The sequence below is a fragment of the Variovorax soli NBRC 106424 genome (assembly GCF_001591385.1).
In the GTDB taxonomy this organism is placed as follows: domain Bacteria; phylum Pseudomonadota; class Gammaproteobacteria; order Burkholderiales; family Burkholderiaceae_C; genus Variovorax; species Variovorax soli.
In genome coordinates, this window is the sequence record NZ_BCUU01000004.1 from 54,692 (window position 1) to 79,324 (window position 24,633).

Annotated in this window: 27 protein-coding genes; 9 read left to right on the plus strand and 18 right to left on the minus strand. The window is 67.7% G+C overall.

Annotated elements, in window-relative coordinates:
• Window positions 1-2 precede the first annotated feature (2 nt).
• The 5 genes from VSO01S_RS02360 to VSO01S_RS02380 all read right to left on the minus strand — a co-directional run bounded on the left by VSO01S_RS02360 (window position 3) and on the right by VSO01S_RS02380 (window position 4,519).
• A complete protein-coding gene (locus VSO01S_RS02360; protein ID WP_174544701.1) occupies window positions 3-593 on the minus strand; it encodes an SCO family protein in 591 nt (196 codons plus the stop codon).
• 235 nt (window positions 594-828) lie between these two features.
• Window positions 829-1,737, minus strand: coding sequence for a heme o synthase (cyoE, locus tag VSO01S_RS02365; protein ID WP_068640194.1), 909 nt, complete (start codon window positions 1,735-1,737; stop codon window positions 829-831).
• A 67-nt stretch (window positions 1,738-1,804) separates the two neighbouring features.
• Complete coding sequence (locus VSO01S_RS02370) at window positions 1,805-3,001, minus strand: COX15/CtaA family protein (protein ID WP_068640258.1); 1,197 nt, start codon at window positions 2,999-3,001, stop codon at window positions 1,805-1,807.
• A 5-nt stretch (window positions 3,002-3,006) separates the two neighbouring features.
• The gene (locus VSO01S_RS02375; protein WP_245684085.1) at window positions 3,007-3,681 is read right to left on the minus strand and encodes an SCO family protein; all 675 of its coding nucleotides are present in this window, start codon (window positions 3,679-3,681) and stop codon (window positions 3,007-3,009) included.
• Window positions 3,674-4,519 carry an SURF1 family protein gene (locus VSO01S_RS02380; RefSeq protein ID WP_153305106.1) on the minus strand — a complete coding sequence of 282 codons (846 nt, stop codon included), beginning with the start codon at window positions 4,517-4,519 and terminating at the stop codon, window positions 3,674-3,676. Before VSO01S_RS02380 ends, VSO01S_RS02375 begins: the two co-directional genes overlap by 8 nt.
• 75 nt (window positions 4,520-4,594) lie before the next feature.
• On the opposite strand from VSO01S_RS02380, the gene VSO01S_RS02385 reads away from it, so the two are divergent.
• Window positions 4,595-4,834, plus strand: coding sequence for a twin transmembrane helix small protein (locus VSO01S_RS02385; protein WP_068640196.1), 240 nt, complete (start codon window positions 4,595-4,597; stop codon window positions 4,832-4,834).
• Window positions 4,835-4,917: 83 nt separating this feature from the next.
• On the opposite strand, the gene VSO01S_RS02390 is transcribed toward VSO01S_RS02385, so the two are convergent.
• The 8 genes from VSO01S_RS02390 to VSO01S_RS02420 all read right to left on the minus strand — a co-directional run bounded on the left by VSO01S_RS02390 (window position 4,918) and on the right by VSO01S_RS02420 (window position 11,337).
• On the minus strand, window positions 4,918-5,799 hold the full coding sequence (locus tag VSO01S_RS02390) for a cytochrome c oxidase subunit 3 (protein ID WP_068640197.1): 882 nt from the start codon (window positions 5,797-5,799) through the stop codon (window positions 4,918-4,920).
• Window positions 5,800-5,856: 57 nt separating this feature from the next.
• Window positions 5,857-6,078, minus strand: a complete 222-nt coding sequence (locus VSO01S_RS02395; RefSeq protein WP_068640198.1) for a DUF2970 domain-containing protein — start codon at window positions 6,076-6,078, stop codon at window positions 5,857-5,859.
• On the minus strand, window positions 6,078-6,707 hold the full coding sequence (locus VSO01S_RS02400; RefSeq protein ID WP_068640199.1) for a cytochrome c oxidase assembly protein: 630 nt from the start codon (window positions 6,705-6,707) through the stop codon (window positions 6,078-6,080). Before VSO01S_RS02400 ends, VSO01S_RS02395 begins: the two co-directional genes overlap by 1 nt.
• A gap of 5 nt (window positions 6,708-6,712) precedes the next feature.
• Complete coding sequence (locus VSO01S_RS27855; protein ID WP_218002309.1) at window positions 6,713-6,823, minus strand: cytochrome oxidase small assembly protein; 111 nt, start codon at window positions 6,821-6,823, stop codon at window positions 6,713-6,715.
• A 33-nt stretch (window positions 6,824-6,856) separates the two neighbouring features.
• Window positions 6,857-8,500: a cytochrome c oxidase subunit I gene (gene ctaD / locus VSO01S_RS02405; protein WP_068640200.1), complete on the minus strand. Its 1,644-nt coding sequence runs from the start codon at window positions 8,498-8,500 to the stop codon at window positions 6,857-6,859.
• Between the two features lie 37 nt (window positions 8,501-8,537).
• A complete protein-coding gene (gene coxB / locus VSO01S_RS02410; RefSeq protein ID WP_068640201.1) occupies window positions 8,538-9,719 on the minus strand; it encodes a cytochrome c oxidase subunit II in 1,182 nt (393 codons plus the stop codon).
• Window positions 9,720-9,796: 77 nt separating this feature from the next.
• Entirely contained in the window at window positions 9,797-10,273 is a 477-nt protein-coding gene (locus VSO01S_RS02415; protein WP_068640202.1) for a DUF2244 domain-containing protein, read from the minus strand.
• A gap of 146 nt (window positions 10,274-10,419) precedes the next feature.
• Window positions 10,420-11,337: a class I SAM-dependent methyltransferase gene (locus tag VSO01S_RS02420; protein ID WP_068640203.1), complete on the minus strand. Its 918-nt coding sequence runs from the start codon at window positions 11,335-11,337 to the stop codon at window positions 10,420-10,422.
• A 26-nt stretch (window positions 11,338-11,363) separates the two neighbouring features.
• On the opposite strand from VSO01S_RS02420, the gene VSO01S_RS02425 reads away from it, so the two are divergent.
• Window positions 11,364-12,080 carry a ComF family protein gene (locus VSO01S_RS02425; RefSeq protein ID WP_068640204.1) on the plus strand — a complete coding sequence of 239 codons (717 nt, stop codon included), beginning with the start codon at window positions 11,364-11,366 and terminating at the stop codon, window positions 12,078-12,080.
• Window positions 12,081-12,112: 32 nt separating this feature from the next.
• Window positions 12,113-12,586: a tRNA (uridine(34)/cytosine(34)/5-carboxymethylaminomethyluridine(34)-2'-O)-methyltransferase TrmL gene (trmL, locus tag VSO01S_RS02430; protein WP_068640205.1), complete on the plus strand. Its 474-nt coding sequence runs from the start codon at window positions 12,113-12,115 to the stop codon at window positions 12,584-12,586.
• 6 nt (window positions 12,587-12,592) lie between these two features.
• On the opposite strand, the gene VSO01S_RS02435 is transcribed toward trmL, so the two are convergent.
• Together VSO01S_RS02435 and VSO01S_RS02440 are read right to left on the minus strand one after the other, a co-directional pair.
• Window positions 12,593-13,054 (minus strand): MaoC family dehydratase, encoded by a 462-nt coding sequence (locus VSO01S_RS02435; protein WP_174544700.1) that lies wholly within the window; start codon window positions 13,052-13,054, stop codon window positions 12,593-12,595.
• A gap of 85 nt (window positions 13,055-13,139) precedes the next feature.
• Window positions 13,140-13,760: a nucleotide-binding protein gene (locus VSO01S_RS02440; RefSeq protein ID WP_068640207.1), complete on the minus strand. Its 621-nt coding sequence runs from the start codon at window positions 13,758-13,760 to the stop codon at window positions 13,140-13,142.
• A 102-nt stretch (window positions 13,761-13,862) separates the two neighbouring features.
• Here VSO01S_RS02440 and kefF point away from each other — a divergent pair, with 102 nt between their 5' ends.
• The 6 genes from kefF (at window position 13,863) to VSO01S_RS02470 (ending at window position 20,537) form a co-directional block, all read left to right on the plus strand.
• Window positions 13,863-14,516, plus strand: a complete 654-nt coding sequence (gene kefF / locus VSO01S_RS02445) for a glutathione-regulated potassium-efflux system oxidoreductase KefF (RefSeq protein WP_068640260.1) — start codon at window positions 13,863-13,865, stop codon at window positions 14,514-14,516.
• Between the two features lies 1 nt (window position 14,517).
• Window positions 14,518-16,344, plus strand: a complete 1,827-nt coding sequence (gene kefC / locus VSO01S_RS02450) for a glutathione-regulated potassium-efflux system protein KefC (RefSeq protein ID WP_068640208.1) — start codon at window positions 14,518-14,520, stop codon at window positions 16,342-16,344.
• A gap of 211 nt (window positions 16,345-16,555) precedes the next feature.
• Window positions 16,556-18,928: a TonB-dependent receptor gene (locus VSO01S_RS02455; RefSeq protein ID WP_245684086.1), complete on the plus strand. Its 2,373-nt coding sequence runs from the start codon at window positions 16,556-16,558 to the stop codon at window positions 18,926-18,928.
• 25 nt (window positions 18,929-18,953) lie between these two features.
• Window positions 18,954-19,640: a Fe2+-dependent dioxygenase gene (locus tag VSO01S_RS02460; RefSeq protein ID WP_068640210.1), complete on the plus strand. Its 687-nt coding sequence runs from the start codon at window positions 18,954-18,956 to the stop codon at window positions 19,638-19,640.
• Window positions 19,641-19,669: 29 nt separating this feature from the next.
• Window positions 19,670-19,975, plus strand: a complete 306-nt coding sequence (locus VSO01S_RS02465; RefSeq protein WP_084241635.1) for a PepSY domain-containing protein — start codon at window positions 19,670-19,672, stop codon at window positions 19,973-19,975.
• Window positions 19,976-19,994: 19 nt separating this feature from the next.
• The gene (locus VSO01S_RS02470; RefSeq protein WP_068640211.1) at window positions 19,995-20,537 is read left to right on the plus strand and encodes a cytochrome b/b6 domain-containing protein; all 543 of its coding nucleotides are present in this window, start codon (window positions 19,995-19,997) and stop codon (window positions 20,535-20,537) included.
• A gap of 24 nt (window positions 20,538-20,561) precedes the next feature.
• Here the strand turns inward: VSO01S_RS02470 and VSO01S_RS02475 are convergent, their stop codons facing one another.
• From VSO01S_RS02475 to VSO01S_RS02485, 3 genes are read right to left on the minus strand one after another with little or no spacing between them, the layout of a single operon-like run.
• Entirely contained in the window at window positions 20,562-21,701 is a 1,140-nt protein-coding gene (locus tag VSO01S_RS02475) for a 2-aminoethylphosphonate--pyruvate transaminase (RefSeq protein WP_068640212.1), read from the minus strand.
• A gap of 46 nt (window positions 21,702-21,747) precedes the next feature.
• Window positions 21,748-23,481 (minus strand): putative 2-aminoethylphosphonate ABC transporter permease subunit, encoded by a 1,734-nt coding sequence (locus tag VSO01S_RS02480; RefSeq protein WP_068640213.1) that lies wholly within the window; start codon window positions 23,479-23,481, stop codon window positions 21,748-21,750.
• The gene (locus tag VSO01S_RS02485) at window positions 23,478-24,611 is read right to left on the minus strand and encodes a putative 2-aminoethylphosphonate ABC transporter ATP-binding protein (protein ID WP_068640214.1); all 1,134 of its coding nucleotides are present in this window, start codon (window positions 24,609-24,611) and stop codon (window positions 23,478-23,480) included. Before VSO01S_RS02485 ends, VSO01S_RS02480 begins: the two co-directional genes overlap by 4 nt.
• Between the last annotated feature and the right edge of the window lie 22 nt (window positions 24,612-24,633).

The window sequence follows — 24,633 nt, forward strand, 5'->3', positions numbered from 1 at the left end:
CCTCAGCCTTGCAGCAGCGTCTTCACGTCTTCCACCATGGGCGGCACGCCCGAGCCGTACCGCGCATACAGGCGCAGGCGCCCTTGCGGGTCGTACACGTAGCTGGCGGCCGAGTGGTCCATCGAATAGCTGGTGGGCGTCTTGCCTTCCACCTTCTTGTAGTAGACCTTGAAGTCCTTGGCCACCGCAGCCAGCTGCTCGGGCGAGGGAATGAGCGCGACGAAGCTGGGATCGAAGGCGCCCATGTAGGCCTTCATGACCTCGGGCGTGTCGCGCTCGGGGTCGACGGTGATGAAGACCACCTGCAGCTTGTCGCCGTCGGCGCCCAGCTGCTGCTTGACCTGCGCCATCTCGGTCATGGTGGTGGGGCACACGTCGGGGCACTGCGCGTAGCCGAAGAACAGCACCACCACCTTGCCCTTGAAGTCGGCCAGCGTGCGAGTGGCGCCGTTGGCGTCTTTCAGCGAGAAGTCCTTGGCGTAGTCGGCGCCGGTGATGTCCACCGCCTTGAAGCTCTGCTTGGCCTGCATGCAGCCGGCCAGGCCGAGCGTGGAGCCTGCGGCCAGGAGCTTGAGCACGTCGCGCTTGTTCATCGTCATCTTGGTCTCGGTCCTTCCCCGTTGCGTCGGTGGCATTGGTTGCGTTGGTTACCCGTTATCCATGGCGCAGCGCGCCCCCGCGACGCATGAAACGAGCGTCCAGCCGGCGAGCGCAGCGAAGCCTCCAGGGCACCCGCGGAACTGGCTTGGCCAGGCCGCTGGGTGCGCCCCCCTCCCGCCGAAGGCGAGAGAGGGGGGAGCGGCGAAGCCGCATGGGGGGTGCTTCATTTCAATACTTGATGTAGTGGTCCACCAGCAGCGCCGCGAAGAGCACGCTCAGGTGGATCAGCGAAAAGCGGAAGGTCTTGCGCGCCAGCTGGTCCGAATAGTGTCGCCACAGCTTGAAGGCATAGCCCGTGAAGCCCACGCTCACCGCGATCGCGACCACCAGGTACAGCCAGCCGCTCATGCCGTAGATGAAGGGCATGAGGCAGGCGGCAAAGAGGATGAAGGTGTAGAGCAGCACCTGCAGCCGCGTGAACTCGTTGCCGTGCGTGACCGGCAGCATCGGCAGGCCCGCCTTGCGGTAGTCCTCCACGCGGTAGAGCGCCAGCGCCCAGAAGTGCGGCGGCGTCCACAGGAAGATGATCAGGAACAGGATGAGCGCCTCCGGCCCCACCTCGCCGCGCATGGCCGCCCAGCCCAGCACCGGCGGCATGGCGCCCGATGCGCCGCCGATCACGATGTTCTGCGGCGTGAGCGGCTTGAGCACCACGGTGTAGATCACCGCATAGCCGACGAAGGTGGCGAAGGTGAGCCACATGGTCAGCGGGTTCACCGAGAACCACAGCAGCGCCGACCCCAGCGCGCACAGCGCGATGGAGAAGGCCAGCGCCTGCCAGTCGCTCAGTTCGCCGCGCGCCGTGGGTCGCCAGGCCGTGCGCTTCATCTTGGCGTCGATGCCCTTCTCGACCAGGCAGTTGAATGCGGCCGCGGCCGCGGCCACCAGCCAGATACCGATGCAGGCCAAGGCGCCTTGCACCACGTCGGGCCACGACGGCACGCCGGGCACAGCCAGCACCATGCCGATGAGGGCGCAGAAGACGATCAGCTGCACCACGCGCGGCTTGGTCAGGGCGTAGTACTGGCGCAGCACGCTCGTGGCGTGGCTCTGCTGCGCGGAAATGGGCGTGCTCACTTGAAAACTCTCCGTGCTGCGCGCTGCTGCTGCGCGTGCGAGCACTTTCGGAACGGACGGGCGGTGCTCATGGTTCGACCACCTTGCCGGCGGCCAGGCCGGCTGCGCGGCGGGCCGGCACGGTGGCCTGGGCGCGGCGGCTTTCGCACAGCGTCCACGTCAGCACCACCGCCAGCGCCGCCGCGCCGCCGGTGTGCAGCAGCGCCGCCACCAGCGGCCAGCCCAGCAGCACATTGCCGAGGCCGGTGGCCAGCTGCAGGAGCGCCAGGCCGATCAGCCAGTGCGCCTGCGCCCGCAGGGCCGGCGCCTGGCGCAGCAGCTGCCAGGCCAGCAGGCCGATGAGCGCGAACACGGCGTAGGCCATCAGGCGGTGGACATAGTGGATGGCGGTGAGCGCGGCGAACTCGATGGGCGCGCCGTGGCTGGCCGTGCCCAGCTCGCGCCAGATCTCGAAGCCCTGCGAGAAGTTCATCGGCGGCCACCAGCTGTCCTGGCAGGTGGGGAACTGGGTGCAGGCCAGCACCGCATAGTTGGTGCTGACCCAGCCGCCCAGTGCAATCTGCAGGGCCAGCGCGCCGGCCGTGAACCACAGCAGCGCACGCAGGCCGGGTGCCAGCGGCACCGGCATGCGCGATTGCGCCGCCTGACCATAGCGCACCGCCTGGATGCACAGCAGGGCCAGCAACACCATCGCCCCCAGCAGGTGCAGGGTGACGATGGCCGGGTACAGCCGCCAGGTGACGGTGAGCGCACCGAAGGCGCCTTGCAGGCACACCCACACCAGGGTGGCCGCCGGCCACCATGCCGACAGGGCCCTCGCGTGGTTGCCCCGCGGCGCCATGCGCTCGCGCCGCCGCACCACCCAGGTGGCGGCGGCCAGCACCAGGATCAGGAAGCCGACGCTGGTCGCCAGGTAGCGATGAACCATCTCCACCCAGGCCTTGCCGTGCGTGACGGGGCCGGTGGGCTGCGCCGCCTGGGCCATGGCGATCTCGTGGCGGGCGCCGACCGGGCTGGCGTTGCCGTAGCAGCCCGGCCAGTCGGGGCAGCCCAGGCCTGAATCGGACAGGCGGGTGAAGGCGCCGAACAGGGTCAGGTCGAAGGTGAGGAACAGGGTCAGCACGGTCAGCGCCTGCAGGCGCCGGCCAGCGCCCTCGCCCACATGGCGGCGCCAGACCCAGAACAGCGGCCCGAGCGCCAGCAGCACGCCCATGCCCAGCAGCCAGGCCACCGGTGCGAGGTCGTAGAGCGGCTGTGCGTCCATGGTGTTCATCGCCCGGCTTCGTCCCACGAAGCGGAGGCCCGCAGCATGCGCTCGATGTCGCGCTTGGCCTTGGCGGTGCCGGCGGCATCCATGCCGGCCGGGAAGCGCATCATCCAGTTGCCTTGCGGGTCGACCAGGTACATGTGCTCGTCGAGCTGGTGGCCCTGGGCGGGTTCGAGCCACTGGGCCAACCGGGCCTGCGGCACGCGCAGCACGGTGGCGCCGCGCAGCGCCGGCTCCAGGCGGGCGGGCGGCGGGGCGTCGTCGCTGACGAGCCACACGCGGTCCAGCCGGTCCTTCTCGCGGCCCAGGCTTTCGCGCAGCTGGCGCTGCAGGTACAGGTACTGCTCGCACAGGTTGTCGCAGCCGGACTTGGCCACCACCACCAGCAGCCACTGGCCCTTGAGCGAACGCAGTTCGACGGGCTTGCCGTCCGCCGCGGTGGCGGCGATGGCCGGCAGCGGACGTTGCGGCTCGATCAGCTGCCCGTAGCCGGCGCTGCCCTTGGGCTTGATGACGTAGTAGGTGAAGTACGAGGCGATGACCGGCGCCGCGCACACCAGCATCACCAGCAGCATGCGGATGCGGCCCGAGCGGGTTCGCCGCTCGTCGTCCACGCCCAGCGTCTGCTCGGGCGTGGGCATGGAATGCACCGTCAGGCCCAGCGGCTCGTCAGCCATGGCGCGAACGCCTTGCGCGGCGGAAGGGGACGATGAGTTGGAACCAGACATAAAGTACTGCGACGAGGGCCGCGAGGCCGAACCACTGGAATGCGTAGCCGTAGTGACGGTCGATGCCCAGTGCGGGGGCCGGCCAGTCACGCTGCAGCCCCTGGGAAGCGCTGCCGACCTGCTGCAAGGAAAGCTCCGTGCGCACCGGCAGGCCGGTTTGCGTGCGGAAGGCTTCCAGGTCCAGATTTTGCCGGATGGGCGAAGACCCCACGGTGGCGGGCGCCGAGGCGGTGGCCGGTGCAGCGGGAGCAGTCGCGGCATCGGCCTGCGCCTGCGGTGCCGCCGCGTCCTTGCCCAGTTCGAGCAGGTGCGCCGGCGGCGTGGCGATGACGGCATCGATTTCGACCAGGCCGCTGGGCGTTTCCACCGGCTCGAGCGCTGTGCGGTCGTTGAAGTTGCGCTGGATCCAGCCGCGCTGGACCATCACTGTCTCGTTGCTGCCTTCCAGCGCCAGCGGCGTGAGCACGTAGAAGCCCGGAAGGCCGTGCATCTGCCGGTTGTCGAGGTAGACCGACTGCGAGCCCAGCCACAGCCCGCGCAGGTGCACGCGGCGATGCAGGGCCTCGAGCGGCTTCGGCAGGGCCAGGAATTCAGCCTGGTCCAGCACCGGCAGTTGCCCCTGCGCCTGGATTCGGGCCTGCAGCGCCTCTTTCTGGGCGGCACGATTCAGTTGCCAGTTGCCCAGGGCGATGCCCGTGCCGACCAGCAGCAGCGCCAGGGCTGCGAACAGCCACGCATGCCAGCCGCGCTTGCGCTGCGATTGTTGTTGCGGCTGCCGCGGCGGCAACGCGAATCCTGGCGCACGCGCCGACTGGTGTCTTGCCGCTTCGCTCACGCGGCCCCCGGACCGCGCGGGCCGATAATGTTTGTCATGAAATACGTCATTGCCCTGGTGTTCGTGGGCATCCTGGCCAGCTTGGGATCGGCCCTGTTCTTCATGCTCAGGGGCGGCCCGTCCGGCGACAAAGCGCGCACCAAGTCCGCCGGCATGGCGCGCGCGCTCACGGTTCGGATCGGCCTGTCGGTGGTTTTGTTCCTGTGCGTGCTGCTGGCCTGGAAGCTCGGCTACATCCAGCCAGGGGGCCTTCCGGTCGGCAAATAGATCGGGCCGACGCCTCTCTTCGGAGAAGAACAATGAAAAAAGCGCCTTGCGGCGCTTTTTTGCTTTGCCGTGGTGTGAATCGCTCAAAGCCAGTAGACCAGCAGATAAAGACCCAGCCACACCACGTCCACGAAGTGCCAGTACCAGGCGGCGCCTTCGAAGCCGAAATGGCGCTCGGGCGTGAAGTGGCCCTTGTGCAGGCGCAGGGTGATGAAGAACAGCATCAGCATGCCGACGAACACGTGCAGCCCGTGGAAGCCGGTGAGCATGAAGAAGGTCGAGCCGTAGGTGCCGGAGCTGAGCTTGAGGTTCAGCTCGGTGTACAGGTGGTGGTATTCATAGCCCTGCACGCACAGGAAGATGAAGCCCAGCAGCACCGTCAGCCACATGAAGCGGATGGTCTGGGCGCGGTGGTTGGCACGCAGGGCGTGGTGGGCAATGGTCAGCGTCACGCCCGAGCTCAGCAGCAGCGCCGTGTTGATGGTGGGAAGCCAGAAGGGGCCCACGGTCTGGAAGGGCTCGACGATGTTGGCCGGCGAGGCGGTGGCACCCGCTTGCACGGTGGGCCACACGGCCTTGAAGTCGGGCCACAAGAGCGCGTTGTCCAGGCTGCCCAGCGCAGGCAGCGCGTGGGTGCGGGCCCACCACAGCGCGGTGAAGAAGGCGCCGAAGAACATCACCTCCGAGAAGATGAACCAGCTCATGCTCCAGCGGTACGACAGGTCGATCTTGTGGCCGTACTGGCCGCTTTCGCTTTCATGCGCGGCCGAGCGGAACCAGGAGTACAGGGTCGAGAGCCAGACGATCATGCCGGCCAGCAGCGACCAGGCGCCCCAGCCATGGCCGTTGATCCACTGCGAAGCGCCGAGGATCACCAGGAACAGCCCGATGGCGGACATGACCGGATAGGCCGAAGGGGCCGGCACGAAGTAGTAAGGCGTGGTGCCGTGGGCGGTTGAACTCATTTGCGCTCCTGCTTTCTCTTCTTTCTACTCAATCTCTTCTGTTGCCGTGCCGCCCGCTCAGGGCGCCACCACGAACTTGACCAAAACGACCAGCGCCACCACGAACAGCACCGCGGCCACCAGGCCCACGCCGATGATGTGCAGCGGCGTCAGGCGCTTGATGTCTTCCTGGTAGCTGCTGTTCTTGCGAACGCCGAAGAAGCCCCACGCCACGGCCTTGACGGTGCGCAGCAGGGACGAGGGCTTGTTCGCCTCGGGGGGCAGCTTGTCGGCAGCCATCACGATCTGGGCTCCGCCTTGGCGTCCACGTTCGAGGCCGCCGTCTTGCCCGGCGCCGGCGGCACCGGCGAACCGATCTCGAAGAAGGTGTAGGACAAGGTGATGGTCTTCACGTCCTTCGACAGCTTCGGGTCGATCACGAAGGCCACCGGCCACTGCTTCTTCTCGCCCGCGTCGAGCGTGTACTGGTTGAAGCAGAAGCACTCCAGCTTGTTGAAGTACGGAGCGGCCTGCTGGGGCGCGTAGCTGGGAATGGCCTGCGCGGCCATGCGCCGGTTCTGCACGTTCTGGAACTCGTACATGACCGTGTGCAGCTCGCCCGGATGGACTTCCATCGAGCTTTGCGCCGGCTTGAATTCCCACAGGCCGCGCGAGTTGGCGTCGAACTCCACCGTGATGGTGCGGCTCTTGTCGACCTGCGTGTTGTTCACCCGCACGTCCTTGCCGCCGGCGGCACCGCCGGGCACCTGCAGTTCGGACACGGCCAGGATGTTGATGCCCGTGACCTCGCAGATGGCGCGGTACATGGGCACCAGCGCATAGCCGAAGGCGAACATGCCCGCCGTGACGACGGCGAGCTTGCCCACCATGCGCAGGTTGTGGCGGCGGGTGCGTTCGGAAGCGGCCATGGCGCTCAGCCGCGCACGAAGACCATGCGCGCGATGAAGCCGAGGAAGAACACCACGGCGATGGAGGCCAGGATCAGCCCCATGCGGCGGTTGCTCTTCTTCTGTTCAGGCGTCATCTCGCGGCCTCTTGTTGCTTCAACAGCCGGCGCTCAGCCGATCACCTTGGTGGCGGTGGCGTCCAGCTTGGGCGGAGTCTCGAAGGTGTGGAAAGGCGCCGGCGAGGGCACTTCCCATTCCAGGCCTTCGGCCGCTTCCCAGGGCTTTTGCGGGGCGGGCTCGCCCTTGCCGCGCATGGTCGGCAGCACGATGAAGAAGAAGAAGTACACCTGCGCCAGGCCGAAGGCGAAGGCGCCCACCGTGGCGATGGCGTTGAAGTCGGCGAACTGCATCGGGTAGTCGGCATAGCGTCGCGGCATGCCGGCCAGGCCCAGGAAGTGCATCGGGAAGAAGGCCAGGTTGAAGGAGATCAGCGACCACCAGAAGTGCACCTTGCCGCGCCACTCGTTGTACATCACGCCGGTCCACTTGGGTGCCCAGTAGTAGTAGCCCGCGAACATGGCGTAGAGCGAGCCGGCCACCAGCACGTAGTGGAAGTGGGCCACCACGTAGTAGGTGTCCTGCAGCTGGATGTCGATGGGCGCCACGGCCAGGATCAGGCCGGTGAAGCCACCCATGGTGAACACGAAGATGAAGCCCACCGCGAACAGCATGGGCGTCTCGAAGGTCATCGAGCCCTGCCACATGGTGGCGATCCAGTTGAAGATCTTCACGGCCGTGGGCACCGCGATCAGCATCGTGGCGTACATGAAGAACAGCTGGCCCGTGACCGGCATGCCGGTGGTGAACATGTGGTGCGCCCACACGATGAAGCTCAGGATGGCGATCGAGCTGGTGGCGTACACCATCGAGGCGTAGCCGAACAGCTTCTTGCGGGCGAAGGCCGGCACGATCTGGCTGATGATGCCGAAGGCCGGCAAGATCATGATGTAGACCTCGGGGTGGCCGAAGAACCAGAAGATGTGCTGGTACATCACCGGGTCGCCGCCGCCGGCGGGGTTGAAGAAGCTGGTGCCGAAGTGGCGGTCGGTCAGCGTCATGGTGATGGCGCCGGCCAGCACGGGCATCACGGCGATCAGCAGGTAGGCGGTGATCAGCCAGGTCCAGCAGAACATCGGCATCTTCATCAGCGTCATGCCGGGGGCGCGCATGTTGAGGATGGTCACGATGATATTGATCGAGCCCATGATCGAGCTGGCGCCCATGATGTGCATGGCGAAGATGCCGGCGTCCATCGAGGGGCCCATCTGCAGCGTGAGCGGCGCGTAGAGCGTCCAGCCCGCGGCCGGCGCGCCGCCAGGCATGAAGAACGAACCCACCAGCATCACGGCCGCCGGGATCAGCAGCCAGAAGCTCAGGTTGTTCATGCGCGCAAAAGCCATGTCGGATGCGCCGATCTGCAGCGGGATCATCCAGTTCGCGAAGCCCACGAAGGCCGGCATGATCGCGCCGAACACCATGATCAGGCCGTGCATGGTGGTCAGCTGGTTGAACATCTCGGGGTTCACCAGCTGCAGGCCGGGCTGGAACAGCTCGGCACGGATGCCCAGCGCCAGGATGCCGCCGAAGATCAGCATGGCGAAGGAGAACAGCAGGTAGAGCGTGCCGATGTCCTTGTGGTTGGTCGCGAAGACCCAGCGGCGCCAGCCCGTGGGGGCGTGGTGGTCGTGATGGCCATCGTCATGACCGTGCGCGTGGCCGCCAGCGTGCCCGTGGTTGTCGAGGATTGCACTCATGTCGATCTACTTTCTCTGCAACTCTTCTGGGTAGGTCTTACTTGCCACGGGCGGCCAACACTTCGGCGGGCTGCACCAACTGACCGGTCTTGTTCGACCAGCTGTTCTTGGTGAAGCTGACGACCGCCGCGATGTCGGTGTCGCTCAGTTGCTTCCAGGCCGGCATGGCGCCGTTGGCGGCGCCGTTGAGCACGATCTGGATCTGCTTGTTGTGGTCGGCATCCAGCACGACGGCAGCGCCATCCAGCGGCTTGATCGGGCCGGCGCCCTTGCCGTTGGCCTGGTGGCAGGCGGCGCAGTTCGAGGCGTAGACCTTCTCGCCGCGCGCCAGGATGTCCGGCAGGGTCCAGACCTTGTTCGGGTCGTCCTGCTTGGCCGCGGCTTCCTTGCGCTTGCCGTCGACCCATGCGGTGTAGTCGGCCGCCGAGACCACCTTCACGTGGATGGGCATGTAGGCGTGCTCCTTGCCGCACAGCTCCTGGCACTGGCCGTAGTAGTCGCCCACCTTCTCGGCGCGGAACCAGGTGTCGCGCACGAAGCCGGGAATGGCGTCCTGCTTGATGCCGAACTGCGGCACGGCAAAGGCGTGGATCACGTCGTTGGCGGTGGTGATGATGCGGATCTTGCTGTCCACCGGCACCACCATCGGGTTGTCCACCTCGAACAGGTAGTTGTCGGGCACGGCGCCCTTGGCTCCGCTGTTGGAGACGGCGCGGTGCTCGGGCAGCAGGGTGGAGATGAAGGCCAGGCCCTCGCCCTCGCCCTTGATGTAGTCGTAGCCCCACTTCCACTGGTAGCCGGTCACCTTGATGGTGAGGTCGGCGTTGGTGGTGTCCTTCTGGGCCACCAGCACCTTGGTGGCGGGCAGCGCCATCAGGATCACGATGATGAACGGGATGATCGTCCAGACCACCTCCACCACCACCGATTCATGGAAGTTGGCCGCCTTGTGGCCCACCGACTTGCGGTGCTTCCAGATGGAATAGAACATGACCGAGAACACGCCGATGAAGATCACCGTGCACAGGATCATCATCGCGTTGTGCAGGAAGTACTGCTCCTGCGCGATCTTGGTAACGCCGACCGGCAGGTTGAGCTGGCGAACCTCCGGCCCACCCGCCAGGTTGTTGACCGCATGCGCAGCCGTGCTGAATGCAGCGCCAAATGCAGTTGCGGTGGCCACGAGCAGGTTTGCCGCCTTGTACCAATTGCTCTTCATCGTGTTCACTTCTTCATTTTCCAGTTAACCCATCGGCCAGACCGTCGGCTTTGAAGCACGGCGCACTGCGTTGTCTCTCACGCGTTGCGCAGCGCCATGCGGATCTCCCGTGCCAGCGCCGCCCGAAGCTCGGGCCGCACATAGCGGCCCACCTTCACCGAACGACCCTGGCCCGAGACCTCGATCAGCGAACGGTCGCTGACTTCCGGCTCGATCCGCACCTGGTGCGGCAAGAATTCCGTGCGCTCATGACGTCCACCGTTCTCCAGCTCGACGACCAGCCTTCCGGCCTGCAGCTCGATCATCTCGCCGTCCGTCGCATGCCGGGCATAGGCCAGGAAGGCGACGCCCACCGCCGCCAGTTCCAGCCAGGCAAATGGCAGCACGAGCGGAGCGCCGCGCAACCAGAAGCCGCCACCGATGGCCAGCGACACCAGACACAGCGATGCGTAGAGCCACGCCAGCTGACTCGGGGTGACCGAGCAGTTGCGCCTCAGGAACCAGCGGATGCCCTGGCTCGAGACGGTGGCAAAACGAAACACGGGATTCGGCACTTGCGAGACTCAGTTATCGGTGCGTTGGCGGCCTTCAAAACTGTCGTCGCTCGGGCCTGGAATAACGTGGACACAATTCGCGCAACGACAAATTGTAGCTGTGCATTTCACTCGGGTTTGTCTGTATGGACGCACCCGCGCAACCCTCAGCCGGGCTTTCCCCGGCCGGCCTGCAGCATCTGCCGCATGTCGCGCAGCGACACCGCGCTTTCGGGCGACACCGTGACCTTGGGCTTGGGCTTGAAGGCATGGCCGTAGATGATCTCGAAGGTCATTGAAATGCGGCCTTCGGTGTTCATTTTTCCGGCCAGCAGTTCATGCAATTGCGCCCGCCAGCCGCGGCCGCGCAAGCCGGCAAAGCGCTGGGGATGGAAATTGCGGCCCAGGGTGCGCAATTCGGCCAGCAGGGCCTCCGGAGAACTCCAGGTGAGCTGGATGTGCTCCATGTCCATGACCGGCTCGGCGAATCCGGCGCCCACCAGCATGTCGCCCCAGTCGTGCATGTCGGTGAAGTCGTGGCCGGCCGGCGTCCAGCCCGCAGCGGCGTAGAGCGCCCGCAGCTCGGCCAGGGTGTCGGGGCCCAGGCAGGAGAACATCAGGAAGCCGTTGGTGGCCACCAGCCTGTGCCATTGGCCGATCAGACCCTGGGGGTCGGCGGCGCTGTGCAGCGACATGTTGGCCCAGAGAAGGTCCACGCCCTCCTCCGGCACCGATTCGGCACCGAAGCGGGTGCGCGCCGCGTTCCAGCGGCGGGCGCTCCACCAGGGCTGGGCCAGGGCCTGCGCGGTGGCCTGCTGCAGCGGCGGCTCCGGCTCGACCACGAAAGACGCAGCCTCCCGGTAGCGCCGCGCCAGCAGGCCATGCGCTTCCAGGCCGCCGCGCAGCGGGGCCCAGTCGGCCCAGGTGTGCGGCTGGGCCTTGATCCACTGGAGGCGGTCTTCCATGCGACGGCCGACCTCCTCGTGCAGCCAGGGCGAAGGGCCGGCGGGCGGGGTGCGCGCCCAGCGGGCGGCGGCAACGGCATCGATGGTGGGCGGGCGCCGCGTAGGCTCGTTCTCAGGCATGGGGCGGCCAGTATATTGAGTGCGTCATGGCCGCATCCCTTCTCCTTGCCCGCTGGCGCGAGCGCCTGCCCAGCCGCTGCGCCGTCTGCGCCAGCTGGCCTTCGCGGCCGGTCTGCGAAGCCTGCGTGGCGCGCTTCGCCCCGCCGGTGCCGCGTTGCCGCAGCTGTGCGCTGCCGGTGGCCGAAGGCGTGGCGCATTGCGGGGATTGCATGCGGCACGCGCCGCCGCTGGATGTCTGCCTGGCCTGCTGCGACTACGCCTGGCCCTGGGCCGGCCAGATCGGCCGCTTCAAGTTCAGCGGCGAGGCGGGCTGGGCCGGCCCCATGGCCACGCTGATGCTCAGCACCCCCTGGGTGGAGCCCACGCTGGAGCAGGCGGACCTCGTGCTGCCCATGCCGCTGGCGCCGGCGCGGCTGCGCGGGCGCGGCTTCAACCAGGCGCTGGAACTGGCGCGCCGCCTCGCGCCTGGCAAGGTGGATGCCGGGCTGCTCGTGCGCACGCGCGAAACCACGGCGCAAAGCGGGCTGCCGCGCGCCCAGCGGCTGTCCAACCTGAAGGGCGCCTTCGCGCTGGAGCCCGCACGCGCAGAGGAAGTGCGCAGCCGCCGGGTGGTGCTGGTGGACGACGTCATGACCAGCGGCGCCTCGCTCTTCACCGCCGCCCGGGTGCTGCGCGAAGCCGGTGCCGCGCACGTCGCGGCCATCGTCTTCGCCCGCACCGACAAGCCCGGCACAACGGGCTGAGCGCTGAGCGCGGTGCCGCGACAATCGGCCCCATGTTCCACATCGTCCTGGTCGAACCGGAAATCCCGCCCAACACGGGCAACGTCATCCGCCTGGCGGCCAATACCGGCTGCACGCTGCACCTGGTGGAGCCACTGGGTTTCTCGATGGAAGACCGGCTGCTGCGCCGCGCCGGCCTGGACTATCACGAGTTCGCGCCGGTCAAGCGGCATGCCAGCTGGCAGGCGCTGCTGGACGCCGAGCGGCCCCGGCACGACCGCATGTTCGCCCTGACCACGCACGGCAGCCGTCCTGCGCATGAACTGCGCCTCGAGCCCGGCGACTGGCTCGTGTTCGGCGCCGAGACGCGCGGCCTGCCGCCCGAGCTGCGCGACGGCTTCTTTCCGACCGCACAACGCCTGCGCCTGCCGATGCGGCCGGGCCAGCGCAGCCTGAACCTGTCGAATGCGGTGGCGGTGACGGTGTTCGAGGCCTGGCGGCAGAACGGCTTCGAAGGCGCCGCGTAAAAAAGCTCAGGGATACCGGCGCGCCACCGACTCCGCCACGCAGGCCGGCTTGCCCGCGCCTTCCAGCTCGATCGTCACTTCCCACACCATCTGCTGCCCGTTGTTGTCGATCGGATCGCTCGACAGCAGCTTCATGCGCGCGCGCAGGCGGCTGCCCACCGGCACCGGCGACATGAAGCGCACCTTGTTCAGGCCGTAGTTCACGCCCATGCGCGACTCCACCACCTCCAGCGAGATGTCGAAGAAGCGCGGCAGCAGCGACAGGGTGAGAAAGCCGTGGGCGATGGGCGCGCCGAAGGGCCCCTTTTTCGCCCGCTCCACGTCCACGTGGATCCACTGGTGGTCGCCGGTGGCCTCGGCGAACTGGTTCACCTGCTCCTGGGTGATGGTGATCCAGTCGCTCACGGCGACTTCCTGGCCGACGCAGGCGGCCAGGTCCGACAGGGTCTGGAAGGTCTTCTTGGTCATGCGGCGCACTCTAGCCGCTGAGGTGAGAGCGCCGGTGTCGGGCAGGCGACAAGCGGGCCCGCCGGACCGTCAGCGCTTTCCCTAGCTAGGACTCCAGCCACCGGCAGATGGACTGCCACTGCTCCAGGTCCCGCGCCACCCGTCCCGGCGCGATGTCGAACACGGTGAGCCCGCGCGCGGCCAGCTGGACGTAGTTCTGCGTGTCGCGCAGCTCGCCGATCACCGGCAGCCCCAGGCCCGCCACGAATTCGTGCAGCCGGTCGGCGGCCAGCGTGCGCGCATCCACGCGCATGCCCACCAGGCCGATCTTCGTCTTGGCCGCATTGCGCTGGTCCTTCAGGCGGTCGACGAATTCGCGGGTGGCGTAGATGTCGAAGATGCTCGGCTGCAGCGGCACGATCACCTTGTCGGCCAGCGCCAGCACGTCCTTGAAGCGCCAGCCGTGCAGGCCGGCGGGCGAATCGAGCACGGCATGCGTGGTGCCCTTGGGCGGGCGCACCACGTTGCCGTCGCCCTGCGCTTCCCAGGTGGAGATCGGGGCGGCCGCCTGTGGCCGAAGGCCCAGCCACAGGCGGGCCGACTGCTGTCGGTCCACGTCGCCCAGCATCACCGCGTGGCCACGGCTGGCCCAGTAGCCGGCGATGTTCGTCGCCAAGGTTGACTTTCCGACACCGCCTTTGGGATTGGCGACCAGGACCACCGGCATGAGAGGCTCCTCGCTTGGGTTGGGGTGATGAAATGTTACAGGCGTTGACCTTCCAAGGAGGGCCGGGCACAGGCGGGCGCCGGTTGCGATATGTTCGCGGCCATGCCAAGCACCACCGACTCCAACGCCGCGCCGCACATCTACCTGCTGGCCGCCCACCCCCACTGGCGCGATTCGCACCTGAACCGCCGCCTGCTGGCGGCGGCGCGCGAAGTGCCGGGGGTCGACGTCAACGATCTCTATTCCACCTACCCCGACTTCGCCATCGACGTGGCGGCCGAGCAGCAGCGCCTGGCCCGCGCCGACCTGCTGGTGCTGATGCACCCGATCCAGTGGTATTCGATGCCGCCGCTGCAAAAGCTCTGGCTGGACGACGTGCTGGCCTACGACTGGGCCTACGGCTCGCGCGGCACGGCCCTGCAGGGCAAGGACTTCTGGCTGGTGGCCAGCACCGGCGGGCCCGAATCGAGCTACCACCCGCAAAGCTACAACCGCTATTTCTTCGACGCCTTCCTGCCGCCCTACGAGCAGACCGCGGCGCTGTGCGGCATGCGCTTTTTGCCGCCGATGGTCACGCACGGCGCGCGCAGGATGAGCCCCGACGAACTGGCCGCGCACGTCGACACCTTCGCCGACCGGCTGGCCAGCTATCCCGACTGGCCCGAGATGGACGAGATCGAGCCCTGCCCGCGCTGCATCGTGCCGGAGTCCGACCGGCCGCACGAGGAAGCAGCCACCGTCGAGGAAGCGGCCTGACATGGAACACGCCCCGACCTGGCTCGTCAATTCGCTCATCTACCTCAGCGCCGCGGTGATCGTGGTGCCGCTGTCCAAGGCGCTGGGGCTGGGTTCCATCATCGGCTACCTGGCTGCCGGCATCGCCATCGGCCCCTGGGGCCTGGGCCTGGTGAGCAACGTGGAGGACATCCTGCATTTCGCCGAGTTCGGCGTGGTGCTGATGCTGTTCCTGGTGGGGCTCGAGCTGGAGCCCAAGCGCCTGTGGAACCTGCGACGGCCCATCTTCGGATGGGGCTCGGCCCAGGTGCTGCTGTGTGCCGCACTGCTGCTGGCGGTCGGCATGGCGGCCGGCCTGCCCTGGCGCGTGTCGCTGGTGGCCGCGCTGGGGCTGGCGCTGTCGTCCACCGCCATTGCGCTGCAGGTGTTCGGCGAGCGCAACCTGCTGCGCACCGGCAGCGGCCAGGCCGGCTTCTCGATCCTGCTGTTCCAGGACGTGGCGGCCATCCCCATCCTGGCGCTGCTGCCGCTGCTGGCCACCGGCCACGACGCGGCAGACGCCGTCAGCGGCACCGCGCGCGCGCTGGAGGCACTGAAGATCGTCGGCGTGGTGGCGGGCATCGTGCTGGGCGGGCGGCTGCTGCTGCGCCCGCTGCTGCGCTGGATCGCGCGCAGCCGCACGCCGGAAATCTTCACCGCCGCCTCGCTGCTGCTGGTGGTGGCCATTGCGGCGCTCATGCAGCTGGTGGGCCTGTCGATGGCGCTGGGCGCCTTCCTGGCCGGCGTGCTGCTGGCAGAAAGCGAATACCGGCGCGAACTCGAGACCGACATCGAACCCTTCAAGGGCCTGCTGCTGGGCCTGTTCTTCATCGCGGTGGGCATGAGCATCGACTTCGGCGTGCTCCTGGCCAACCCGGGATGGATGGCGCTGGTGGTCCTGGGCTTCCTGGCGGTGAAGGCGGTCGCGATCTACGGCCTGGCCAAGCTGCTGGAGCTGCCGGTGCAGGAGCGCCCCGTCTTCACCCTGCTGCTGGCCCAGGGCGGCGAGTTCGCCTTCGTGGTGTTCTCGGCCGCCGGACCGAGCGTGCTGCCGCCGGCCACGGCCTCCTTCCTGGTGGCGGCGGTGGCCTTGTCGATGCTGCTCTCGCCCCTGCTGCTGGTGGCGCTGGACAAGTGGGTGCTGCCCCGCTGGAGCACCGGCGATGCCAGGGACATCGAGGAAATCTCCGAGCCGCAAGACGCCAGCGTGGTGATCTGCGGGTTCGGGCGCTACGGCCAGATCGTCGGCCGCATGATGAGTGCCGAGGGCCTGCAGGTGACGGTGCTGGACCACGACCCCGACACCGTGGAAGGCCTGCGCGAATTCGGCTACCGCGTGTTCTACGGCGATGCCACGCGGCTGGACCTGCTGCGCACCGCCGGCGCCGCCACCGCCAAGGTGCTGGTGGTGGCGGTGGACGATGTGGAGCAGTCGCTCGAAATCGTCGACCTCGCGCGCGAGCATTTCCCGAACACGAAGATCGTGGCGCGGGCCCGCAACATGAACCACTGGTACCAGTTGCGCGACCGCGAGGTGCACCTGGCCGAGCGCGAGGTGTTCGAGTCGTCCTTGCGCAGCGGCCGCCAGGTGCTGGAGATCCTGGGCTGGCCGCCACACGAGGCGCGCGAGAGCGCCATGCGCTTCCGGCAGTTCAACATCCAGTTCGCGGAAGAAACCCACCCGCTCTACAAGGACCGGGCGCAGTTCATCAGCGCGTCGAAGTTGGGACGCCAGCAGATGGAAGAGCAGATGGCCAAGGAGCGGGCCCAGCGGCAGCGGCGTGCAAAGTCGGGCTGGAGCGACGTCTAGGGCCCGTCGACGCCGGGCAAGCGCAGCGCATCGACAGGGGGCCCGGCCTGTTGTTTCGCCGCGAACTTCCAGGCCCGGTGGTGATTTCCGGGCTCTCTTTTTGTAACGCGCCGATATAATTGGGAACTATTCTCATTTCGGCGAGCCAACCCCGTCCATCGGATAGCCAGCCTTCCTGCCGCCCTGAGGGCGGTTTTTTCTGGAGGCCATCTTGGCTCGATCTCCCCGTCGCCAGGCGGCGCTGCGCGCCGTCCGTTCCCCTGCCCACCCCCGGGCCGCCAGCGAGAGCACCGCTTTTCCGCTCGGCGCATTGATGCTGGCTGCCTCGGTCAGCAGTTGGGCCCAATCGCCGGCTCAGCCGGCCCCGCCGGCACAGCCCGCCCAGCCCGCGCAAGCGGCACAGTCGGGCGGCACCCTGAGCCCCATCACCGTGACGGGCCAGGCCGAGGTGCAGGGCAAGGAACAGCTGCAGACGACCAAGACCGGCATCGCCAAGGGCAACCAGGACATCCGCGATGTGCCCAACTCGATCAACGTCATCACCGAGCGGCTGATCGACGACGCCAAGCTCGACACCCTGAAGGAAGCGCTGCACTACTCCGCCGGCATCACCTTCGCAGCCACCGAGAACGGCACCGACCAGGACATCCGCCTGCGCGGCTTCCCGGTGGCCACCGTGGGCGACCTGCTGATCGACGGCATGCGCGACCCCTCGCAGTACGACCGCGACACCTTCAACCTGGACCGCATCGAAGTGCTGCGCGGCTCGGCCTCCATGCTCTTCGGCCGCGGCTCCACCGGCGGCGTGATCAACCAGGTGACCAAGAAACCCCTGCTGCTCGACCAGACCGACGTGGTGGGCACCATCGGCAGCGACGGCTTCTACCGGGCCACCGCCGACATGAACAAGCGCGTGGGCGAAGACTCCGCCTTCCGCCTGAACGCCATGTGGAACAAGTCGGACAACGACGGCGCCAAGATCGACAAGTACGGCATTGCGCCGCAGTTCAGCTGGGGCATCGGCTCGCGTGACGAATTCAGCGTAGGCGCCTTCTACCTGAACGTGGACAACGTGCCCATGGCCGGCACGCGCTACCTGGCCAACGGCACCTTCAAGAACGGCATTGCGCAAAGCACCATTCCGGACCTGAAGCCCGGCGCCTACTACGGCAGCCCGAGCGACTACGTGACGGGCGAAGCCGCCTACGTCAACGGCTCCTGGACCCACACCTTCGACGACGGCGGCCAATTGAAGACGCAGGCGCGCAGCGGCACCTTCGACCGTTCGCAGTGGGGCAGCACCGCCAACTTCTGCAATGTGTTCCCGACGCGGCAGACCAACGGCAACATGGGCTGCGCACCCGCCGGCGCCGTGAATGCCGGCAACCTCTCGCCCGGCACCTACGTCTTTGCCAACGGCCTGGCGCCGCGCAAGGACCGCTACAAGGGCACCTACCTGCAAAGCGACTACAGCAACACCTTCAACTGGGGCGGGCTCAAGCACGAGATCCTCGCCGGCGTCGACGCCTCGCGCGAATCGGCGGACCGCTTCGGCGCCTGGGGCGCCGTCGGCACCAACTTCTACAAGGGCACGACCACCGTCGCCAACCCGAACAGCCTGCCGAACCTGGCGGCCAGCCCGACCTATCGCCCGACGCAGGAGTACTCCGCCACCAACTTCGGCGCCTACGTGCAGGACCTGGTGCAGGTCGCGGAACACTGGAAGCTGCTGGGCGGCCTGCGCTGGGACAGCATGCGCGGCGACTTCTCGCAGTTCACTTATCCCAACACCAACACCACGACGCCGAGTTCCACAGCCACGTCGCACCTGTCGGAGAACCCGCCGAGCTACCGCGCCGGCGTGCTGTACCAGCCGTCGCCGACGCAGTCGTACTACGCCTCCTACGGCACCTCGTACAACACGGCAGCCGACACGTACCAGTACGTGACGCCGCAGAACGCCAACACGCCGCCCGAGAAGAGCCGCAACATCGAAGTGGGCGGCAAGCTCGACTGGCTGGACGGCAAGCTCTCGACCCGCGCCGCGATCTTCCGCACCGAGAAATACAACGAGCGCACCACCGACTCCGACTTTGCCGGCGACACCTACCTGCTCTCGGGCAAGCGCCACTCGCAGGGCCTGGAACTGGAAGTGGTGGGCCGCCTGACGCCGCAGTGGGAGGTGTACCTGTCGTATGCCTACATCCCCGAGGCCAAGATCGACAAGATCGGCAGCGCGCAAGCCAACGTGGTCGGCTCGCCCGTGGGCCTGGTGCCCAAGAACAGCGGCGCGATGTGGGTCAGCTACCAGGCCACGCCGAAGTTCCGCGTGGCCGGTGGCATCCGCGGCGCCTCGGAGAACCGTCCGCTGCAGGGCAACACCGGCGCGGCCTCGACCACCGCCTACGTCCCCGGCTACGTGGTGGGCGACGCCATGATGGAATACAAGTTCACGCCCGACGTGTTCGCGCAGTTCAACGTGACCAACATCACCAACAAGCTCTACGGCGACCAGCTGTACCCGGGCTTCGTGGTCGCGGGCCTGCAGCGCACCTACCAGGCGACGATCGGGGTACGCTTCTGAGCTGCTGAAACCAGGAGTCAATGCGATGCTGCTGCATGTTCGAGGCGTGCTCACACCCGAAGAGGTCGCGCGGGCCAACGCCGTCCTCGCGGGTGCGCCCTGGGAAGACGGCCGGCTGACCGCCGGCACGCAATCGGCGCAGGCCAAGAACAACCTGCAGCTGCGCGAGGACTGCGACGAAACCCGCACCGTGCAGCAGATGCTGCTGCGCGGGCTGGAGCGCCACCAGGTCTTCTTCTCGGCCGCGCTGCCCAAGCAGATCTCGCCGCCGCTGTTCAACCGCTACGGCGGTACGGCCAACGCCTTCGGCAACCACGTCGACAGCGCGGTGCGCTTCTTGCGCGACGGCAGCGGGCGCGTGCGCACCGACGTGTCGTGCACGCTCTTCCTGAGCGAGCCGGCCGACTACGACGGCGGCGAGCTGGTCATCGAGGACACCTACGGCGAGCAGCGCGTGAAGCTCGCGGCCGGCGACATGGTGCTGTACCCCGGCACCAGCGTGCACCGCGTGGAGCCGGTCACGCGCGGCCACCGCGTGGCCAGCTATTTCTGGATCCAGAGCATGATCCGCAGCGACGAGCAGCGCCGGCTGCTCTACGACATGGACAACCACCTGCGCCACCTGCGCAGCAAGTTCGGCGAGACCGATCCCGGCGTGATCGGCCTGACCAGCACCTATCACAACCTGCTGCGCATGTGGCTCGACACCTGAGCCCGGCGCCCGACCGACAAGGCCTTCACATGATCCGACGTTCGTTCCCTCTTCCGGCCGCCGTGGCCGCCTTCATGCTGACCGCGGGCAGCGCAGCCCTCGCCCAGGTCGTCGACCACGACAAGGTGCGCTGCGAGCCGGTGCCCAAGGAAGAGATGAAGCCGCAGATGGACCTGCAGCGCAAGCTCACCGCCGAAGGCTGGAAGGTGCGCCAGGTCAAGAACTTCAACGGCTGCTACGAGGTCTACGGCTTCGACGCCAGCGGCAAGCGCGTCGAAGCCTTCTTCAACCCCAAGACCTTCGACAAGGTCGGGGAAGTGAAGCAGCCCGAGTAACAAGAGAGAGCCTGCGCAGGTGAACGATCGCGTCAGGGTGTGGGACCCGCTGCAGCGCCTGCTGCACTGGGGCCTGGCGGGCGCGACCGCCCTGTGCTGGTGGGCCGGCGAAGAACGGCTGGCCTTGCACATCACCCTCGGCTACACGGCGCTGGCCATCACGCTCGCGCGGGGCGTGTGGGGATGGGTGGGCACGCCCTACGCCAGGTTCGCCGGCTTCGTGTTCCCGCCCTCGGCCGTGGGCCGATACGCGCGCGACCTCCTGCGCAGGCAGGAACGCCGCTACCTGGGCCACAACCCGCTGGGCGGCTGGATGGTGGTGGCGCTTTTGCTGTGCATGGCTTTCGTGTGCGTCACCGGCTACCTCTACACCACCGACCGCTTCTGGGGCCTGGCGTGGGTCGAGCTGGCGCACCGCGGCTCGGCCTGGACGCTGGTGGGGCTGGTGGCCCTGCATGTGGCGGGCGTGGTCTTCACGAGCTGGCGCCACCGCGAGAACCTGGTTGCGGCCATGTTCAGCGGGCGCAAGCGGCGCGCCGAGGCGCAAACGCCCTCGCACTGAGCCCACGCGCGCGCCACGCTGGCGTCAGGCCTCCGCCGTCGCCACCGCGCCGCGCACCGGAATACCCATCGCCTCCAGCGTCTGCGCAATGGCGGCCACGGCCCCCGGAATGCCGGCCTCGCCGAAGTGGCCCATGCAGCCCACGCGGAAGGTTTCCATCTGGGTCAGCTTGCCCGGGTAGAGGATGTAGCCACGCTTCTTCACCTCGGCGTAGAAGCGCTTGAACTCGTAGTTCGGGTGATCGGGCGCGTGGAAGGTCACGATGATCGGCGCCTGGATGTCCGCCGACAGGAAGGAACGCACGCCGATGGCCGCCAGGCCCGAGACGAGTGCTTCGCAGTTGCGCGCATAGCGCGCGCCGCGCGCCGGCAGGCCGCCCTCCTCCAGGTACTGCTCGATGGCCTCGTCCAGCGCCGCCAGCACGTGGGTGGGCGGCGTGAAGCGCCATTGCGTGGTCTTCTGCATGTAGACCCACTGGTCGTACAGGTCCAGCGCCAGCGAAGGGCTGTTGCCTTCGCACTTCTCCAGCACGCTGCGGCGGATGATGACGAAGCCCATGCCGGGCACGCCTTCCAGGCATTTGCCCGAGGCGGCGATGACCGCGTCGAAGGGCGTGCGCGCCGCGTCGATGGGCAGCGCGCCGAAGGAGCTCATCGCGTCCACGATCAGCCCGCGGCCATGCTTTTCCACCACTTGCGCGATCTCGTGCAGCGGGTTGAGCACACCGGCGCCGGTCTCGCAATGCACCATGGCCACGTGGGTGATGCCGGGGTCGGCCGCCAGCGCGCGGTCGATGTCGGCCGGCGAGACGCGCTGGTCCTCGGTGTAGTCGATGGTGGTGACCTTGCGGCCCAGCACGCGGCAGATGCGCGCCAGGCGCTGGCAGTAGGCGCCGTTGCTGGGCACCAGCACGTGGCCATCGCGAGGCACCAGCGTGCCCACCGCCGCTTCCACCGAGAAGGTGCCGCTGCCCTGCATCGGCACGCACTCGTGCGTGGCGGCGGCATTGGCAATGGCCAGCAGGCGCTGGCGCACACGGGTGGTGATCTGGTTGAAGTCGCCGTCCCACGATCCCCAGTCGCGCAGCATGGCCTGGCGCGTGCGGTCCGAGGTGGTCAGGGGGCCGGGGGTGAGCAGGATGGGCGGGTTCGGCGTGTGGCTCATGAAGGGTCTCCGGATCGAGTGGGTGGGTTCGGAAGAAGAAGCGTCGTCAGGTGCGGGCCAGCGTGCGCCAGGCCTGGGTGCGGGCCAGCAGCACGCGGGTGAGCAGGGCGTAGGCGATGCACACCGTGATGGAGGTGAGCACGATCAGCGTGGCCAGGGCCGCGGCGGGGCCGATGTCGCCCGCGTCGTCCATGTGCATGATCGCGACGGAAGCCAGGATGGTCTCGGGCGTGTACAGAAAGATGGCGCACGACAGGCTCGCCATCGACACCACGAAGAAGTAGCGGCCGATGTCCAGGATGGCCGGCAGGCACACCGGCACCGTGACGCGGAAGAAGGTCTTGAACAGCGGAACCTTCAGCGAGGCGGACACGGCCTCGAACTCGTTGTCGATCTGCTTGAGCGCGGTGATGGCCGTGAGGTGGCTCGAGGTGTAGTAGTGCACCACCATCGAGATGATCAGGATCGCCATCGTCTGGTACATGAAGTTCAGCGGATTGGCCGGGTGGTTGAAGAACATCACGTAGCCCAGGCCCAGCACCAGGCCGGGCACGGCCATCGACAGCATGGCCATCAGGTGCATGGTGCGCCCGAGCATGCCGAGGTTGCGGGTCTTCTCGATGAGGTAGGCGCCGATGAACACGATCAGCGAACCCGCCAGCGCGGTGGCGAAGGCCACGACCAGGCTGTTGGTGTAGGCCTGCGCCATGTCGCTTTCCACCAGCACGAAGTGGTAGTGCTTGAGCGTGAAGCTCAGGTCGTAGGGCCACAGCGAGATCGCCGAGGTGTAGATCGCCATGCCCACCGTGGCCAGCAGCAGGCCGCACACCACCGCGCAGAACAGCGTCAGCAGCGCATCGGTGATGCGGCGCTGCGGCGGGAAGTACGGCACCGAGCGCGCGCTCAGCTGCGCCTTGATCTTGCGGCGCACGACGTAGTCGATGCAGAACGACACGACCGAGGGCACCAGCAGCAGCAGGCCCACCACCGCGCCGATGGCGAAGTTGTGCTGGCCCACCACCTGCTTGAACACGTCCACCGACAGCACGTTGAAGTTGCCGCCGATGACCTTGGGCGCGCCGAAGTCGCTCACCACATAGGTGAAGACCACGGTGGCCGCGCTGATCAGGCCGTACTTGGCCGACGGCAGCGTGATGGTGAAGAACTGCCGCGACGGCCGCGTGCGCAGCGCGGTGGCCGCCTCGTACAGCCGGCCGTCGGCCAGCGCCAGCGAGGTGGTCAGGATCATCAGCGCATGCGGAAAGGTGTTGTAGACCTCCGCCAGGATGATGCCCAGCGGGCCGTAGATCGACACGCCGCCCAGCAGGAACTTGAGCGCCCCCTGGTTGCCGAACCATTGCACGAAGGAGATGGCGGACAGCAGCGAAGGCGCCAGCAGCGGAATGAGCGCAATCAGCCGGAAGGTGGCCTTCAGCGGCGCCGGCATGCGGCTGCGCGTGAGCGCGTAGGCGAACACGAAGGCCGTGGGCACCGAGATGGCCACCACGGCCGCCGCCACCCACAGCGAGTTCCACACCGAGCGCAGCAGGCTGGGCGTGCTGAAGTAGGCGATGAAGTGCGTCAGGCCGACGAAGCGGCCCTGCTTGTCCTGCACCGCGTGCACGAGGATGGTGAACAGCGGCGCGGCCAGGAACAGCGCCAGCAGGGCCAGCACGGCGAACAGCACGAGCCTGGCCACGATCTCGTCGCGGCTCCAGCGCATGCGGCCGGCTGCCGCGGCCACCGGCAGGGCGGGCATCGGGGGGGCGATCGCGCTCATGCCTGGGCGCGCGCCGCAAAGGCGCGGATGCGGTTGGCGCGCAGCGCGATGTCGATGGTGTTGCCCTCGCGGATGTCCAGGTCGTGCAGCTGGTTGAGCGAGAAATGCAGCCCGATCGTCTGGCCGCGCAGTGCGTCGGCCGTGACCTCCGCAATGCACAGCCCGCCCAGGAATTCAACCCGCGTGACCAGCGCCTTCAGGCGATTGGCGGTGCTTTCATCCAGGTTCTCGACCGCGCGGTCCTCCGGCCGCAGGTACAGGTTGACCGCCTCGCCCGGCGTGAAGGCGGCGCTGCAGGCGTCGCACTGCAGTTCCATGTCGCCCACACGAAAGCGCTGGTTGCCCAGCGCCACCGACTGCAGCACGTTCACCTTGCCCACGAAGTCGGCCACGAAGGGCGTGGCCGGCCGCTCGTACACCTCCAGCGGCGTGCCCACCTGCTCGATCACGCCGTGGTTCATCACCACGATGCGGTCGGCCATGGACAGCGCCTCTTCCTGGTCGTGCGTGACCATGATGGTGGTGATGCCCACCTGCTTCTGCAGCCGGCGGATCTCGCCGCGCAGGCGGATGCGCTCCAGCGCGTCCAGCGCCGAGAGCGGCTCGTCCAGCAGGAGCAGCCCGGGCCGGGTGGCCAGCGCACGGGCCAGGGCCACGCGCTGCTGCTGCCCGCCCGACAGCTGGCTGGGGTACTTGCCGCCCGAACTGGGCAAGCCCACCAGGCGCAGCAGTTCGTCGACCCGCGCCTTGATGTCGGCGCGCCGCGCACGGCTGTTGACCAGCCCGTAGCCCACGTTGTCGGCAATGGTCAGGTTCGGGAACAGGGCATAGGACTGGAACACGATGCCGTAGTCGCGCTGGTTGGGCGGCAGCCAGGAGACGTCCTTGCCGTTCTGCAGGATGCGCCCGGCGGTCTGCGTCTCCAGCCCCGCGATGATGCGCAGCAGCGTGGTCTTGCCGCAGCCCGAGGGGCCCAGGAAGCACAGCATCTCGCCGGGGTTGACGCGCAAGTGCACGTCGCGCAATGCGCTGAAGGACTCGAAGTCCTTGCGCACCCCCACGATTTCCAGCGCGGCGGGCGCGCCCTGCGGGGCGGACTTGGAAGATGGCTCGGTGGCGGTCGATTCCATGGTTGGCTCTCTTCGGGTGGCG

Bases quoted from the DNA above. Each gene is read 5' to 3' on its own strand.
- kefF (WP_068640260.1), top strand. From the start codon at position 13,863: ATGCCAAGCACCACCGACTCCAACGCCGCGCCGCACATCTACCTGCTG.
- VSO01S_RS02375 (WP_245684085.1), bottom strand. From the start codon at position 3,681: ATGGCTGACGAGCCGCTGGGCCTGACGGTGCATTCCATGCCCACGCCC.
- VSO01S_RS02435 (WP_174544700.1), bottom strand. From the start codon at position 13,054: ATGACCAAGAAGACCTTCCAGACCCTGTCGGACCTGGCCGCCTGCGTC.
- VSO01S_RS02395 (WP_068640198.1), bottom strand. From the start codon at position 6,078: ATGGCTGCCGACAAGCTGCCCCCCGAGGCGAACAAGCCCTCGTCCCTG.
- VSO01S_RS02385 (WP_068640196.1), top strand. From the start codon at position 4,595: ATGTTTGTCATGAAATACGTCATTGCCCTGGTGTTCGTGGGCATCCTG.
- kefC (WP_068640208.1), top strand. From the start codon at position 14,518: ATGGAACACGCCCCGACCTGGCTCGTCAATTCGCTCATCTACCTCAGC.
- VSO01S_RS02390 (WP_068640197.1), bottom strand. From the start codon at position 5,799: ATGAGTTCAACCGCCCACGGCACCACGCCTTACTACTTCGTGCCGGCC.
- VSO01S_RS02475 (WP_068640212.1), bottom strand. From the start codon at position 21,701: ATGAGCCACACGCCGAACCCGCCCATCCTGCTCACCCCCGGCCCCCTG.
- coxB (WP_068640201.1), bottom strand. From the start codon at position 9,719: ATGAAGAGCAATTGGTACAAGGCGGCAAACCTGCTCGTGGCCACCGCA.
- VSO01S_RS27855 (WP_218002309.1), bottom strand. From the start codon at position 6,823: ATGACGCCTGAACAGAAGAAGAGCAACCGCCGCATGGGGCTGATCCTG.
- VSO01S_RS02420 (WP_068640203.1), bottom strand. From the start codon at position 11,337: ATGCCTGAGAACGAGCCTACGCGGCGCCCGCCCACCATCGATGCCGTT.
- ctaD (WP_068640200.1), bottom strand. From the start codon at position 8,500: ATGAGTGCAATCCTCGACAACCACGGGCACGCTGGCGGCCACGCGCAC.
- VSO01S_RS02440 (WP_068640207.1), bottom strand. From the start codon at position 13,760: ATGCCGGTGGTCCTGGTCGCCAATCCCAAAGGCGGTGTCGGAAAGTCA.
- VSO01S_RS02370 (WP_068640258.1), bottom strand. From the start codon at position 3,001: ATGGACGCACAGCCGCTCTACGACCTCGCACCGGTGGCCTGGCTGCTG.
- VSO01S_RS02460 (WP_068640210.1), top strand. From the start codon at position 18,954: ATGCTGCTGCATGTTCGAGGCGTGCTCACACCCGAAGAGGTCGCGCGG.
- trmL (WP_068640205.1), top strand. From the start codon at position 12,113: ATGTTCCACATCGTCCTGGTCGAACCGGAAATCCCGCCCAACACGGGC.
- VSO01S_RS02480 (WP_068640213.1), bottom strand. From the start codon at position 23,481: ATGAGCGCGATCGCCCCCCCGATGCCCGCCCTGCCGGTGGCCGCGGCA.
- VSO01S_RS02465 (WP_084241635.1), top strand. From the start codon at position 19,670: ATGATCCGACGTTCGTTCCCTCTTCCGGCCGCCGTGGCCGCCTTCATG.
- VSO01S_RS02485 (WP_068640214.1), bottom strand. From the start codon at position 24,611: ATGGAATCGACCGCCACCGAGCCATCTTCCAAGTCCGCCCCGCAGGGC.
- VSO01S_RS02400 (WP_068640199.1), bottom strand. From the start codon at position 6,707: ATGGCCGCTTCCGAACGCACCCGCCGCCACAACCTGCGCATGGTGGGC.
- VSO01S_RS02360 (WP_174544701.1), bottom strand. From the start codon at position 593: ATGAACAAGCGCGACGTGCTCAAGCTCCTGGCCGCAGGCTCCACGCTC.
- VSO01S_RS02425 (WP_068640204.1), top strand. From the start codon at position 11,364: ATGGCCGCATCCCTTCTCCTTGCCCGCTGGCGCGAGCGCCTGCCCAGC.